The organism is Sphingomonas sp. LT1P40, from assembly GCF_036663835.1.
Classification (GTDB): Bacteria; Pseudomonadota; Alphaproteobacteria; order Sphingomonadales; family Sphingomonadaceae; genus Sphingomonas.
On record NZ_JAXOJT010000001.1, the window covers coordinates 1,425,808 to 1,440,691 of the forward strand.

13 protein-coding genes are annotated in these 14,884 nt (G+C 63.9%); 4 read left to right on the forward strand and 9 right to left on the reverse strand.

All coding sequences use genetic code 11. The features are described 5' to 3' along the window. Positions 1-71: 71 nt before the first annotated feature. Together U1702_RS07020 and U1702_RS07025 are read right to left on the reverse strand one after the other, a co-directional pair. On the reverse strand, positions 72-476 hold the full coding sequence (locus U1702_RS07020) for a type II toxin-antitoxin system HicB family antitoxin (protein ID WP_332723296.1): 405 nt from the start codon (positions 474-476) through the stop codon (positions 72-74). A gap of 11 nt (positions 477-487) precedes the next feature. Beyond that, positions 488-670, reverse strand: coding sequence for a type II toxin-antitoxin system HicA family toxin (locus U1702_RS07025; protein ID WP_332723298.1), 183 nt, complete (start codon positions 668-670; stop codon positions 488-490). 255 nt (positions 671-925) lie between these two features. Between U1702_RS07025 and U1702_RS07030 the strand changes: the two genes are divergently transcribed. Next, the gene (locus U1702_RS07030; protein ID WP_332723299.1) at positions 926-1,708 is read left to right on the forward strand and encodes a hypothetical protein; all 783 of its coding nucleotides are present in this window, start codon (positions 926-928) and stop codon (positions 1,706-1,708) included. Positions 1,709-2,058: 350 nt separating this feature from the next. On the opposite strand, the gene U1702_RS07035 is transcribed toward U1702_RS07030, so the two are convergent. Beyond that, positions 2,059-3,738 carry an amidohydrolase gene (locus tag U1702_RS07035; RefSeq protein ID WP_332723301.1) on the reverse strand — a complete coding sequence of 560 codons (1,680 nt, stop codon included), beginning with the start codon at positions 3,736-3,738 and terminating at the stop codon, positions 2,059-2,061. Between the two features lie 96 nt (positions 3,739-3,834). On the opposite strand from U1702_RS07035, the gene U1702_RS07040 reads away from it, so the two are divergent. Together U1702_RS07040 and U1702_RS07045 are read left to right on the forward strand one after the other, a co-directional pair. Further along, positions 3,835-5,079: a threonine ammonia-lyase gene (locus tag U1702_RS07040; RefSeq protein ID WP_332723303.1), complete on the forward strand. Its 1,245-nt coding sequence runs from the start codon at positions 3,835-3,837 to the stop codon at positions 5,077-5,079. A gap of 250 nt (positions 5,080-5,329) precedes the next feature. After that, positions 5,330-6,103 carry an arginyltransferase gene (locus U1702_RS07045; RefSeq protein WP_332723305.1) on the forward strand — a complete coding sequence of 258 codons (774 nt, stop codon included), beginning with the start codon at positions 5,330-5,332 and terminating at the stop codon, positions 6,101-6,103. A 4-nt stretch (positions 6,104-6,107) separates the two neighbouring features. On the opposite strand, the gene U1702_RS07050 is transcribed toward U1702_RS07045, so the two are convergent. The 5 genes from U1702_RS07050 to U1702_RS07070 all read right to left on the reverse strand — a co-directional run bounded on the left by U1702_RS07050 (position 6,108) and on the right by U1702_RS07070 (position 12,161). Beyond that, entirely contained in the window at positions 6,108-6,923 is an 816-nt protein-coding gene (locus tag U1702_RS07050) for a transglutaminase family protein (RefSeq protein WP_332723307.1), read from the reverse strand. After that, complete coding sequence (locus U1702_RS07055) at positions 6,920-7,855, reverse strand: alpha-E domain-containing protein (protein WP_332724625.1); 936 nt, start codon at positions 7,853-7,855, stop codon at positions 6,920-6,922. Before U1702_RS07055 ends, U1702_RS07050 begins: the two co-directional genes overlap by 4 nt. 5 nt (positions 7,856-7,860) lie before the next feature. After that, positions 7,861-9,351 carry a circularly permuted type 2 ATP-grasp protein gene (locus tag U1702_RS07060; protein WP_332723309.1) on the reverse strand — a complete coding sequence of 497 codons (1,491 nt, stop codon included), beginning with the start codon at positions 9,349-9,351 and terminating at the stop codon, positions 7,861-7,863. A gap of 156 nt (positions 9,352-9,507) precedes the next feature. Beyond that, positions 9,508-10,116, reverse strand: coding sequence for a redoxin domain-containing protein (locus U1702_RS07065; protein ID WP_332723311.1), 609 nt, complete (start codon positions 10,114-10,116; stop codon positions 9,508-9,510). A gap of 11 nt (positions 10,117-10,127) precedes the next feature. Continuing rightward, on the reverse strand, positions 10,128-12,161 hold the full coding sequence (locus U1702_RS07070) for a protein-disulfide reductase DsbD family protein (RefSeq protein ID WP_332723313.1): 2,034 nt from the start codon (positions 12,159-12,161) through the stop codon (positions 10,128-10,130). A gap of 69 nt (positions 12,162-12,230) precedes the next feature. On the opposite strand from U1702_RS07070, the gene U1702_RS07075 reads away from it, so the two are divergent. After that, complete coding sequence (locus U1702_RS07075) at positions 12,231-13,862, forward strand: alkaline phosphatase family protein (protein WP_332723315.1); 1,632 nt, start codon at positions 12,231-12,233, stop codon at positions 13,860-13,862. Positions 13,863-13,970: 108 nt separating this feature from the next. Here U1702_RS07075 and mmsB read toward each other — a convergent pair whose 3' ends face one another. Then, complete coding sequence (mmsB, locus tag U1702_RS07080; protein WP_332723317.1) at positions 13,971-14,855, reverse strand: 3-hydroxyisobutyrate dehydrogenase; 885 nt, start codon at positions 14,853-14,855, stop codon at positions 13,971-13,973. Between the last annotated feature and the right edge of the window lie 29 nt (positions 14,856-14,884).

The following is a 14,884-nucleotide window of genomic DNA, read 5'->3' on the forward strand; positions in this document are numbered from 1 at the left end:
GCGGGGGCGTGATGGCCGCGGGTCGGAAACGACCTGCGGCCATTTCTTTTGTGTGGCGCTGACCGCCTAGATCAGGACCGCGTCGTCCGCCGTGTCATTTCCCGATGGGCCGCGCCGACCAGAAACGCACTGCGTGACAAATTGCGCCGCTTTGCCGCAGCATCGATCGCCGCCAGCGTCGCGGCATCAACGGTGAAGTTCACCCGAACCGTCCGCCCGCCCGCCCGAACGAACGGCACGGCCATCAGCATCGCCTCACGATCGTCCTCGGACAGGCCCGCGCGAACGACGGTCATATCGCTTGAAGGAAACTGATCCAGCGCCTCCCCATCCAGAAACAGGTCGATCGCCTCGATCGCATTGCGCTCCAGCTCCGCCAGATCCTCACCCGCCGAAAAACAGCCCGGAAGATCGGGAAAAGAAATGCCGTAACTGCTGTCCTCGTCCTTGTGAACGATACCGATATAATGGGTCATTCGATCTTCCTTCAAATCCATCCCGCCAGTTTCGCGATGCTTCGCGCGGTGCCGATCGGCAGATTTTTCTTTGGGTGCGGGACAATGATCGTGACGACGCCTTTGCGGAATTTGTGATGTGATCCTCTGGTACCGACCAGCTCATACCCCTCCTCCCGCAGGCGTTTGACGATATTCCTGCTGTCCAGCTCCATGCGTATGATGATACGCACTATTTGCGTGATATCAAGGTGCGGGTAGCATAATGCGCGCGGGTCGATGGAAACGACCTGCGGCTATCCTTTGGCCCTTTCCCGCGTTCGCGGGAGAGGTGGTGAGGGTCTTCTTCTTTTAGACCGGGTGTGTTGGTTCAAACCACCCACATGCAGGCGATGACGATGCACGCGACAACGGAAGAGGCACTTCTCCAGAACAAAAATCTACTTTAGGCCAATCAGCGGAGGACATGAATGGCGACACTAACCGACCCCGCGCGTGAACTTGCCGACCTAGCCGAGAGGATCAAAGCGACCAGCAAGAAGCGCGGCGATGCCTATCTGGCTGAGATGTTCGATGTGGATACGCACGACGCCAACTTTGCCCGCATCATCACTTGTATCCTTGAGAGGACGGAGTTGGTGGAGAGCATCGTGGAAAAATCCACGATGGATAGCGATCATCAAGAAACTGTGCTGGCCGAACTCGTGCGCTTCCGACAGTTTTTCACACCGGCTCAGCTTGCAAACCATTGGCTCCAGGGATCACAAGGTGAGTTCACCGGCTGCATTCGAGCGCTGCAATTGCTCTCACCTATGGTCCGAAACCATACGAGCTACCCGCGACTAAGCGCTGCCGAGGTTTCGGAGTTTATCGGACTGATCGACGCCTATCTTGGTGAAATTCGAGAAAACCAAGATTTGCCTAACCTTGTGCGCCAATCAATTAGCGATGGCATGTACGCATTCCGCTTTCAGTTACAAGAAATCGGTTGGCTCGGCTCAGGTTATGCCTTGGCGGCGTTTCGCCAAATCATGATGTCCTGCGAACTGATTCAGCGGGATATTCAGGGACAGCACAACCCTGACGCCGAGGCTGCACTGCGAGGCCTCGCTACGATTCTCAAGCAGTTCAAGGCGAAGGTTGACGAAGCGACTGGATGGACCGACACGGGGCAAAGCGTGTTCAGCGCCTATCAGCTCACTACCACGCTCGCTACGCCTTTATTGATTGGGCAGGCTCTCATATCGCGGTAGCATAATCGCTCGCAGAGGATGCTGGTGCGTAGCAGCGCCTCGCCGTCAGCGCGAGGCTCAACCCCTTCCAATGTTGGATTTCATCTGATCTACCCTGATCGATGAAGCACCGGACACCCCCGACCGAGCACCCCTCACCCGGCCATCGTCGCGTCAGCGTCGCGCCTCAGTCGCATCGCAGTCACTCACCCGTCGCGTCCTCGTCGCCCGTTCGTCGCACCGGTGTCGCCCAACTGTCGCCCACATGTCGCATCGGCGTCGAAAACCCGTCGCAACCCTGTCGCGACGCGGTCGCTTCCGCCTGCAAACCCCGTCAATGTGTCAAGCAGCCGTCAATCGTCGCCCCAGCCCTACCGCCCCGCCTCCACCTTCACCGCCGCTTGCCCGCGCCGGTACACCCGCTCGCCGCCAACCCATGTCTCGATCACCACCGTCCCGCGCAACTCGGTTGGCGACACCAGCAACGGGTCGCGGTCCACTACCACGAAATCGGCGCGCAGGCCCGGTGCCAGATGACCGAATTTCTTCTCCGCAAATCCGGCATAGGCGGCATCGACAGTGAACGCCTTCCACGCCTGTTCGCGGCTCACCGCTTCCTCGGGTCGCCAGCCGCCGAACGGCTGCCCAGCCCCGTCCTGCCGCGTGAACCCGACGGCCCAGCCGACCCACGGGTTCGGACTCTCGACCGGATAGTCGGACCCGAACGCCAGCCGCGACTTGTTCGTCAGCATCGATTTCCACGCATACGCCCCGCCAAGCCGCGCCGGACCCAACCTAGCTTCCGCCATCACCCGGTCGCTTGTCTGGTGCGTCGGCTGCATCGACGCGATGATGCCATGCTTGCCGAACCGTGGCAGGTCCGCCGGATCGACGATCTGCGCATGCTCGATCCGCCAGCGCCGGTCGCCCTTGTAGGTGTCCGAAACCTCATCGATCGCGTCCAGAATTTGCTGGTTGGCGCGGTCGCCGATCGCGTGAACGGCGATCTGGAAATTATCCATCGACCCGCGCACGATCGAATTGAGCAGTTGCGCGTCGGTCATCATCGGCAGCCCACTATTGCCCGGCGCGTCGCTATACGGCGCCTTCAGCCAAGCCCCGCGCGACCCCAGCGCGCCGTCCAGCATCAGCTTGATGCCGCCCATCCGCAATTTGTCGTCGTACAGCCACGGCGTCGGCCCGGTCCCGCCCAGCAGCAGCGCCGTCTCGACCCCCTTGCCATAGCTCATGATCCGCATCCGCAGCGCGCCCAGATCGCCCATCCGGCGATAGGTCATCCAGTCCTCGATCGTCGTGCCCATGTCGGCGCTGGCGGTCACGCCCATGCTCAGCAGGATCTCCTGCGCCTTCAGGAATGCGGCGTTGCGGTCGCGCGGCGTGGGTTGCGGCACGACCCGTTCGATCAGCGCCATCGCCGCATCGACGAACACCCCGCCGGGCTTGCCAGCGACGATCTCGATCCGCCCCCCGCTGGGCGATTTACTCGCCGCCGTGATCCCCGCCGCCTTCATCGCCGCGCTGTTCGCCCACCCGGCATGCCCATCGGCGCGCGTGAACCAGGCGGGCCGGTCGCCGGTGGCCGCGTCCAGTTCGGCCGCAGTCGGAAAACGGCCCAGCCCCCACACTTCCTGATTCCATCCGCCCCCGGTGAGCCACGGTCGCGTGTCGTTCGACGTCGCATAACGTCGCACCGCCTCCTGCGCCTCGGCCAGCGACTTCGTACCCGACAGGTCGAGCGACAGCGCCTGAAACCCCAGATCCATGACATGCCCATGCGCGTCGATCATGCCGGGCACGACGGTGCGGCCCTTCATATCCTCGCGCCAGTCCAGCTTCTCGGGCCGCTTGTCGCCACGCTTGAGCAGCTTCACGACTTTGCCATCCGGCGAGATCACGATGCCATTGAACCGGACAATGTCACCGCGCTCGTCCAGCGTCACGCCGTCGACATTCTCGACCAGCGCGTCGGCCAGCGCCGGGTTGACGGCAAACAACGCCGCGATCAGGGACAGCGAAAGGGAAAGACGCACATGGTTCTCCGGCAGGCGGCATTGATAGCCGCGCTTCATATACGCCAGCGAATAGGCGGTGTTCCTTCGCCGCGCCAGATGGTCTAGGGGCCGCCGATGGCAACGCTCGCAGCACCCGCACCGCACGACCTTCCGGTCTCCCTCGCTGACGTTCAGGCGGCTGCGATGCGGATTAGCGGCTCGATCGTGCGCACGCCCACGCTGCATAGCAAAACGCTGTCGGACCTGACCGGTGCGACCGTCTATCTGAAATTCGAAAATCTCCAGTTCACCGCAGCTTACAAGGAACGCGGCGCGCTCAACACGTTGCTGCAACTCGACGATGCGGCCCGTGCAAAGGGCGTGATCGCCGCGTCCGCCGGCAACCATGCGCAGGGTCTGGCCTATCACGGCCATCGCCTCGGCATCCCCGTGACCATCGTCATGCCGAAACCGACTCCGACGGTGAAGATCACCCAGACCGAGGGGCATCACGCATCCGTCATCCTCGAAGGCGAGACGTTCGACGAGGCTTACGCCCACGCGCGTCAGCTTGAGGCGACGAACGGCTACACCTTCGTCCACCCGTTCGACGACCCCCGCATCATCGCGGGTCAGGGGACGGTCGGACTGGAAATGCTTGTCGAAGTCCCCGCGATCGACACTTTGGTCATCCCGATCGGCGGCGGCGGCCTGATCTCCGGCATCGCAACGGTGGCCAAGGCGGCCGACCGTCCGATCGAAGTCATCGGTGTGCAGGCCGAACTGTTCCCGTCGATGTACAACAAGATCAAGGGGCTGCACGAACCGATCGGCGGCGATACCTTGGCTGAGGGGATCGCGGTGCGCGAGCCCGGCGGCATCACCTCGCTGATTGTCGACGCGCTGGTCGACGACATCATGCTGGTGAGCGAGCGCAAGCTGGAAGAATGCGTCAGCCTGTTGCTTCAGATCGAAAAGACCGTGGTTGAGGGTGCCGGTGCCGCCGGTCTCGCCGCGCTGATGACCGATCCAGAGCGCTTCCATGGCAAGACCGTCGGCATCGTGTTGTGCGGCGGCAATATCGACACGCGACTGCTGGCGAACGTGCTGCTGCGCGACCTCGCCCGTTCGGGCCGCCTCGCGCGGCTGCGCATCCGCCTTCAGGATCGCCCCGGTGCGTTGTTCCACGTCGCCCGCATTTTCCACGAACAGGCGGTCAACATCATCGAGGTGTATCACCAGCGCGTGTTCACCACCCTGCCCGCCAAGGGCCTCATCACCGACATTGAGTGCGAAACCCGCGACCGCGCGCATCTCGACCGGCTGATGACCGCCCTGCGCGACGCCGGCTACGAAGCGAGTCCGGTCGAACTCGCTTAGGGTCAAGTTATCCACAGCTTGTGGATGAATTGAATCGCGCGCGCGACGAGCCGAGTCGCAGCCCCTTTCCTACAGATTCCCCGCTGCGCTATGGTGCCGCCAGCGCCCGTCTTTCGCTGGCGCAATCCCATGAAAATGCCGAAAACCGCGTTAACTCTCTTTCATGGTGAATCACCTTTTCATCATGGATTCACCGCTTCATAAGGCGGTCAGACCAACGCGGTTTCGCAGGTGACAGGGGGCAATTTGGGTGACGGCACTTACGCGGTTTCCACGTTTTTTCGTGACCAGCCCGTCGCCCTGCCCCTATCTTCCGGGGAAGCAGGAACGGAAGATCTTCACCGAACTCACCGGCCCGCATGCCGGTGAGCTGAACGATGCGCTCGGCCGCATCGGCTTCCGCCGCAGCCAGTCGGTGGCCTATCGCCCCAGCTGTGTCGGCTGCAACGCCTGCCTTTCGGTGCGCGTCGTCACCGGCGAGTTCCGCCCCAACGCCACCCAGCGCAAGCTGATCCGCCGTCATTCGGACCTCGAGGTCACCGCCTGCCGCCCCTGGGCGACCGAGGAGCAATATGACCTGCTCCGCCGCTACCTCTCCACCCGTCACCCCGGCGGCGGCATGACTGCGATGGACGAAATCGACTATGCCGACATGGTCGAACAGTCCCCGGTCGGCACCTATGTCATCGAATATCGTGAGCCTGCGGAACGCGGCGGCGCGCTGGTCGGTGCATGCATCACCGATCATCAGGCCGATGGTTTGTCGATGATCTACAGTTTCTTCGACCCGGACGCCGGACGTCCCGGCCTCGGCAACCTCATCATCATGGATCACATCGTCCGCGCCCGGAACGCAGGCCTCGCCTATGTCTATCTCGGCTATTGGGTAAAGGGCAGTCAGCGGATGGAGTATAAGACCCGCTATCGCCCGATGGAAGTGCTCGGCCCGAACGGCTGGTCACGGCTGGCGGTCGACGAGCAACCGGGTGTTATGGCGCGGATGCCGGTGCGCGAAATGGCGTAACGGCTTACGCGTCGTTCCCCAATTGATCGACATGCAGGTCGACCTCCAGTTCCTCTTTCCCCTGCCCCAGCCGCGATCCCGCGATCGTCGCGGCGCCCGGTGCGTCCAGCCCGACAGCGACCCGCACATATTGTTCGTCAGGACTGCGCCCGGCCGAGGGGTCGAAGCCGACCCAGCCCAGCCGCTCGACCCAGGCTTCGGCCCAGCCGTGCGGCGCGCAGGCGTCACCCTCGCCCTGCCGATATCCCGATACATAGCGAGCCGGTACGTCGATCGCGCGGGCACCGGCGATGAAGATATGTGCCAGATCGCGTGAACTAGGTTCGGCCGCAGCCAGCGCCTGTGCCGCCGACAGGCCGGTATCGGGTAGGTCCGGCGCTCCGCGAAATCGCTTTGCCAGCGCTGCATTCCAGCGATGCAGGCAATCGAGCGACCCACTGCACCCGTGTTGCGCTTCCCCGACAAACGCCGTGAGCGCCTCGTTTCCTTCGGTCCGTGGCGTCGCACGACGGAACACGTCCGACGGCAACGGCTCGAAACTCCCACGCACCACGCCACTGGATTCGGTGGTCAGCACTTGTCCCGCGACGGTAATCTCGATCGCCTCGATTGGGCCGTCGGCGTAAAGCATCGTCACCTTGTTGCCGAACCCGTCGAGCGAATCCCGCAGCCGCACGTCGCAATCGACGTCGATCCGCCACGACAGCACGGTCTGATCGACCGTATCGGCGGGCGTCAGCCGCAGCATCTGCACCAGCCGCGCCTGTGGCTTGGAGAAGCGGTAAATCGTGTGATGTTCGATCGCCAGGCGCATCGTCATATAAACCTGAACTGGCGCGCGATGGCGGCGTGGAGCATCGCGTTCTCGCGGATGAAGGCCTCCAGATATTCGTGCAGGCCGCTGACGATGACTTCGCTGGCGCGGGTTTTTTGCATCCGCGCGATCCGCGCCCGCGCCATCCGGTCGGCCTCGCCCTGCAACCCGGTCCGCTTGGCCAGCCCGTTCAGTTGCTCGACGACCTCCTCGACACAAGCTGCGAGGCTGCGGGGCAGTTCGGTGCGGCAAATCAGCAAATCGGTGACATTGGTCGGTGCCAGCCCGTCGCTGTACATCCAGCGATAGGCGGTGACGGCAGACACGGTTTGGAGGATCGTCGTCCACTGATCGCGGTCGACCACGCCGCCGACTTTCTCACCCTGCGGTAATAGCAAATGATATTTTACGTCGAGCAACCGCGCGGTATTGTCCGCACGCTCGATCGCCGCGCCCAGTTGGATCAACAGCGTCGCCTCGTTGCGCATCATCCGGTGGACCGCGCCCTCGAACCCGCGCGCCTCGGCCATCACGCCCTCGACCAGATTCAGCGTCGCCGCCGCCCCGCCGGGGCTGGAGCGATTGGCGAACAGCAACCACAACCGGTTGACCGCCGTCCAAGCCTCCCGCGTCAGCGCAGTGCGTACAGCCCGCGCATTGTTACGCGCCTGCTCCAGATATCGAACGATCGACCCCGGATGCGTCATATCCAGCGTCAGGAAACGCGACACCGGCTGCTGGCTCAGCGCGTCGCCGGTCGCCTTGAACGCCTTGTCATTATAGGTGACGCTCAATGCGCTGGCCCATGCCGCCTCGCCCGCCGGGCTTGCCGACAGCGCGTCGAGCCGCACCGTCGCCTCGACCAGCCGCGCGGTGAAATCCGCCCGCTCGACATAGCGACCGAGCCAGTAAAGCGCCGATGCGGTGCGCGACAACATCCGCATCAGATCTGCACCTGCGTCTGGGATTGCCCCTGAGACTGCGATTGCGACTTGCGTTTGGTATCGGGCAACAGCACGAAACTGTCCTTCGTCCCGCCGCCCTGGCTGGAATTCACCACCAGCGACCCTTCCTTCAGCGCCACGCGCGTCAGCCCGCCCGGTACCACCTTCACCCCGTCCGATCCGGTTAGCACGAACGGCCGGAAATCGACATGGCGCGGAGCCAGCCCCTTTTCCGTCACGGTCGGCACGGTCGACAGCGCCAGCGTCGGTTGCGCGATATAGCGCTGCGGTTCGGCGATCAGCGCGGCGCGGAAACTCTCTATCTCCGCCTTGCTCGCGGTCGGGCCGACTAGCATGCCGTAACCGCCCGACCCGTCGACCAGCTTCACCACCACCTCGTCCAGATGCTCGAGCACATATTTCAACGCCTGTGGCTCACGGCAGCGCCACGTTTCGACGTTGGGCAGCTTGGCCTCCGCGCCCGAATAGAATTTAACGATCTCCGGCATATAGCTGTAGATCGCCTTGTCGTCGGCGATGCCGTTGCCAGGCGCATTCATGATAGCGACGTTGCCCGCGCGATACGCCGCGATCAGCCCCGGCACGCCCAGCATCGAATCCGAGCGGAACACCAGCGGGTCGAGATAGTCATCGTCGATCCGGCGATAGACCACATCGACCTTCACCCGCCCCGCAATCGTCTGCATGTAAACGATATCGTCGTCGACAATCAGATCGGCGGGTTCGACCAGTTCGATTCCCATCGTGTCGGCGAGAAAGCTGTGCTCATAATAGGCCGAGTTGAAGTGCCCCGGCGTCAGCACGACGCACACCGGCTGACCCGCGCGGCGATCCGGCGCGACCGATCGCATCGTCTCCCGCAGCATGTCGCTGTAACTGTCCACCGCCGCGACCCGGAAACTGCGGAACAGCTCGGGGCACAGCCGGATCATCGCCTCGCGGTTTTCAAGCATATACGAGACGCCCGAAGGTGTGCGTGCATTATCCTCCAGCACGAAGAATTCGTCCGGCCCGGTCCGCACCAGATCGATGCCGCAGATATGCGCCCAGATGCCGTGGGGTGGTTTGATGCCCGCAACCTCGGGACGGAACTGCGCATTGTTGAGCACCAGCTCGGACGGCAACACGCCTTCCTTCAGAATGCGGCGCTCGCCATAGATGTCGTCCAAAAAGGCATTGATCGCCTCGACCCGCTGGATCAACCCTTCGGACAGCCTTTGCCATTCATCATGAAGGAAGATGCGCGGCACGATATCGAACGGAATGATACGCTCCGATGCATCGGTATCGCCATAGACTGCAAAGGTAATGCCCAGCTGTCGAAACGTGGCTTCGGCGGCCTGTTGTCGCCGGTCCATCTCGGCCTGCGGCGTATCCCGTATCCATTGCGAAAGGGCCGAGAATTCGGCGCGCGGCTTGCCCGGCCCGCCATGCCCCCAGATTTCATCGAACGCGCGGCTTGTCCCCATTCAGCCTCCAAAGCGCCGGAACCCCGGCTGGTTCCATGCTGCAACGCTTTGCTGCGTTGCACAAGGGGGCTGCACGCGATTCCCCAAGCAACGAAAAAGGCCGGGGTTTCCCCCGGCCTTCTCCCCTCATCCGCCCCCTATAACGGAGAGGAAAGCTCATTCGGCATATTTGACCGAACATCCATAAGCCTGGGTCTGCGCCACCGACACGGTTTTGCCAGCCTTGATCTCGTTCAACGCGGCCACCGCATGATTACGTGCTGCGGGCATCTCATCGATCCGCGCAGCGGGCTTGTCGTCGATCGCGCCCTGATACCGCAACGTGCCCTGCCCATCGATGATGTAGATGTGTGGAGTCGTCTTGGCGGCATAGCCCTTGCCGACGATGCCCTTGGGATCGAGCAGATAATGCGCGGCGGCGGACTTGCTGTCGCCCACCCATTTGCGCGCAGCGGGGGCCTCCATATAGCCCTGCTTGCCGGGTGCGCCCGAATTGATCGTCAACCATACCGCGCCGCCAGCCTTGGCCGCAGTCTGCGTTTTCTGCATATTGCCGCTCTCGTAATGCCGCTGGACAAAGGGGCAGCCGGGGTTGTTCCACTCCAGCACCACGGTCTTGCCGCGATAGTCGCTGAGCTGCACGGTCTTGCCGCTGGCATCGGTCAGCTTGAAGTCGGTCGCCTTCTGGCCATTGGCCTGTTCGGCGGCGGCAGGGATGGCCATAGCCGCGATCATCGCCACGCCAAACGCAATCACTCTATTCATCACAACCTCCGTTATCCCCCCGGAAGTGCAGTCAACATGCCCTGTGTCAGCACCTGCGGCAAGACCCTCGGTTCGCCGCCCTTCGGATACCACAGATAAAGCGGCACCCCCGCGCGGTTATGCTGCTCGATAAATCGCCCCAGCGCCGGATCGCCGTCGGTCCAGTCACCCACCAGCACCGCGACATTGCCGTCCTTGAAGGCACTGGCAACAGCGTCGGTCTCGATTGCGGTCTTCTCGTTGACCTTGCACGTCACGCACCAGTCGGCGGTGAAATAGGCAAAGACCGGGCGTCCCTCAGCCCTGAGCGCCGCAAGCCGAGTCTCGCTGAAGGGCTCGGCACCTTTCGCCGCCGTCGCCGCCGCTGCTGCTGGCTTCTCTATCCCGCTCACCAGCCAAACACCCGCCGCCGTCACCAGCACCGCCACAGCCCAAGCAGCGCCATTTCCAGCACCCCGAACCTGCCGCCGCCCAAGCACCCACAGCACCACAGCCAGCGCCAGCGCCAGGGTCAGCCCCAGCGCCATGCCGTTCACACCCGTCAGGCCGCCCAGCACCCATGCGAGCGCGATTGCAGTCAGGAACATCGGCACCGACAGTATTTTGCGGAAGGTGTCCATCCACGCCCCGGGCTTCGGCAGCATCCGCCGCAGCGCGGGCACGAACCCCAGCAACAGGAACGGCAATGCCAGCCCCAGTCCCAGCCCCAGGAAGATCAGGATCGCCACATACCAGGGCAGCACCAAAGCCGCCCCCAATGCCGCGCCCATGAACGGCCCGGTACACGGCGTTGCGATGAATGCCGCGAGCGCCCCCGTCATGAACGCGCCACCGCTCCCGCCGCTCGCCAGTCGCCCCGCAAAACGCGGCGTCATCATCTCGAACAGCCCGGCCAGATTGAGTGCAATGCCCAACACCAGCAGCAGCAGCAGCAGGATCACGCGCGGATCGGTCAGCTGGAACGCCCAGCCCACGCTCGCCCCGCCCGCGCGCAGCCCCAGCATCAGCCCGCCCAACGCTAGCACCACCAGCACCACGCCCGCCGTATAGGCCAACGCCTCGCCCCGCGCCTGCCCCTCGCTCGCGCCGCTCTTGGCCAGGCTCAGCGCCTTCAGGCTCAGGATCGGAAACACGCACGGCATGACATTCAGGATCAGCCCGCCCAGCAGCGCGCCACCGAACGCGATCAGCGCGGCGGACCAGTCGATCCCGGCCTCGCCCGTCGCGGCCACCGCTACCGCGCCCGACACTGCCGTCACCGAAAACCCCTGCCCTGCGCCGACTGCCAGCACGCCCTCGATCCGTTGCGGCGTTCCCCCCGCCTTCGTTTCGATGACCAGCAGATCGCCGTCACGCGTAACTTTTTGCGGTGCCGCGTAATTCAGCGCCCCGGTCGTCAGCGGATAGAAATAGGTCTCGTCCGAAATCGCCGCGCTGGCCGGATAGGGGATCGCGATCCGCGCGACGCCATCGGCAATCGAGAACTTCGCCTCGCTGCCCAAGGGTTTCGGAAATACGCGTCGCCACGCATCGAACCGCGCGCGCCGCTCACCCGAAATCACGCCGTCGCCCACGGTCAGGCGGATCGCCAGATTCTCGGTCTCCGGCACGCATACCTCGTCGGTGCAGACCAGATAATCGGCGCGAACCGTGATGGGGAGCGCAGTTCCCGTCGCCAGTCCGGCGGGAATCTTCAGCGTCGCCAGCTGCGTATAGCTGCCCTTGTAAACATAGTTCATGATCCCGGAGATCAGCAGCCGCGTCGGCACCGGATAGCGCAACTCGCCCGCTGTCAGCCCCGCCGGCAATTTCCAGTCCAGCCGCGTATCCAGCCCGGCATCCCCGGGATTCTTCCAATAGCCGTGCCAGCCCGGATCGGGCGTGGCGACGAACGCGATCGTCACCTCGCTCCCGGCGGCGGGGCTGTCGGTTTCCGCGACCAGCTCGACCGTCAGATTGTCCTGCCCCGCCTGCTGCGCTGCTCCCGGCATTGCTGCGGCGAACCCCACCAGCAGCGTCATCAACACGAAACCAAACTTACTCATTACGCATCCTTGCCGTGCCGCGACGAACCGAACATAGCGGGTGCGGGTGCATTTGCCACCGGAGGAAAGATGTTTCGTTCGCTCGCCGCCTCGCTGCTGCTCGCCGCACCTGCCCTCGCTCAGGAAGCCACGCCACCATCGCCGCCAAAGCCGCCCAAGCTGATCGTCGCCATCGCGGTGGATCAACTCTCCGCCGATGTGTTCGCCGAATATCGCCAGCATTTCACCGGTGGCCTCGCCCGGCTCGCCAACGGTGTCGTCTTCCCCTCGGGCTATCAAAGCCATGCCGCGACCGAGACCTGCCCCGGCCACTCGACGATCCTCACCGGCGCCCGCCCGTCGCGCAGCGGGATCATCGCCAATGACTGGGTCGATCTGAAGGCGGGGCGTGAGGACAAGACGATTTATTGCGCTGAAGACCCCACCTTCCCCGGAAGTAGCTCCGACAATTACACCGTCTCCCCGCTCCACCTAAAGGTGCCGACGCTGGGCGAGCGCATGAAAAAAGTCACCCCCGCCACCCGCGTCGTCGCGGTCGCGGGCAAGGATCGCGCGGCGGTGATGATGTCCGGCCACAACCCCGATCAGGCTTGGTGGTGGGGCGGCAAGGGCTTTGTCAGCTATGCCGGACGCGCCGAACCCGGTGCCGTCACCCGCGCCAATATCGCGGTGGCCACGCGCATCGCCGAGGCGCAGCCAGCACTCGATCTGCCCGCTTTGTGTGCCTCCCGCGATGTCGCGGTGCCCGTGGGCAGCGCGGGCAAGACGGTCGGGACCGGCCGCTTCGCCCGGGGCGCGGGCGAGACCGGCCGCTTCCGTGCCTCGCCCGAGTTCGATGCCGCGATCGTCGGCCTTGCCGCCGATGTTCGTGCCGAGCTGAAATTGGGTGAGGGCAAGGCGACCGACCTGCTCATCGTCGGCGCGTCGGCCAGCGACTATGTCGGCCACACTTACGGTACCGAGGGTACCGAAATGTGCCTCCAGCTGCTCGGTCTCGACCGCACGCTCGGCAAATTCTTCGACATTCTCGACAAGACCGGCATCGATTATCAGGTCGTGCTGACCGCGGATCATGGCGGGCATGACCTGCCGGAGCGGCATGTCATGCACGGCATTGCCGAGGCGGCCCGCGTCGATCCTGCTTTCAGCGCGAAGAAGATCGGCACCCCGATCGCGCAGAAGCTGGGCATATCAGGGCAACTGCTTTGGGGCGGTAATTTCGGCGACATGTACGTCGATCCCACCATCGACCCCGGCAAGCGCGAGCCTGCGCTGAAGGAACTTTATCTCGCGCTCAGCACGCATCCACAGGTTCAGGCGGTGCTGACCCGCGACCAGATCATGGCAACCCCGAGCCCGTCCGGGCCGCCGGAAACCTGGACGCTTCTCCAGCGTGCCCGCGCCGCCTATTTCCCGGCACGTTCGGGCGATTTCGTCGTCGCGCTGAAACCGCGGATCACGCCGATTGCGGACGGCTCAAAGGGTTCGACCGCCACGCATGGCAGCTTCTGGGACTATGACCGTCGCGTGCCGATCCTGTTCTGGCGCAAGGGGATGACCGGGTTCGAGCAGCCGATGTCGGTGGAGACGGTGGATATTCTGCCGACGCTTGCCGGAGTGCTGGGCTTGTCGGTGCCCAAGGACGAGATCGACGGGCGATGCCTGGATCTGGACGCCGGGCCGGGGACGACGTGTCCCTAGCCGTCACTGCGGCCCGTACCCGTCACTCCAGCGAAAGCGGGAATCTTTCTCCGCGAGCCAACGGCTTGTGGCCCAAGACCCCAGCTTTCGCTGGCGTGACGGATCGGATTACTCCTTCGAATCTAGCATCTTGATGATTCCCGAAAAATCCATCCCCGCATTTCCAGCGTCCGCAAACTTCGCGTAAAGCTCGGCCGCGCGCGCACCCATCGGCGTCTCCGCCCCGGCGCTCTCAGCTGCTTCCATCGCCAGTTTCAGATCTTTCAGCATCAACCCAACCGCGAATCCGCCCTGATAATCGTTATCGGCGGGCGTCTTTGGCCCGACGCCGGGCAGCGGGGCATAGCTCGTCATCGACCAGCTCTGCCCCGACGACACCGAAGAAATGTCGAAAAAGGTCTGGGGGTCCAGCCCCAGCTTCTGTGCCAGCAGGAACGCCTCGCACGTCGCCACCATCGTCGCGCCCAGCAGCATGTTGTTACAGACCTTTGCTGCCTGACCGGCACCATTGGCCCCGGCGCGGATTACCGCCTTGCCCATTTGCGCCAGGAACACCTCGGCCCGCTCGAACGCCACATCGCTGCCACCGACCATGAAGGTCAGCGTGCCGCCCGCCGCCGCAGCTATACCGCCCGACACGGGCGCATCGACCGCCGCCAGTCCCTTCGCTTGCGCCGCTTCAGCCACGCGTTTGGCGGTCGCCACGTCGATGGTCGAACAGTCGATCAGGATTGCCCCTGTGTCCGCCGCATCGAACACGCTGTCTTCATAGACCTGTTTGACATGCTTGCCCGCGGGAAGCATCGTGACGACCGCCTCGGCACCGTCGGCGGCAGCCGCGGCGCTCTCGACCGGCAGGCACCCCGCCGCCTTGGCCCGCTCCAGTGCCTCGGCACTCAGGTCGAACGCGCGAACGTCGTGGCCCGCCTTCGCCAGATTCGCGGCCATCCCGCCGCCCATATTGCCCAGCCCAATAAACCCGACGCGCGCCATTATCTTCTCCCTAAACCTTCTCCAGAGGG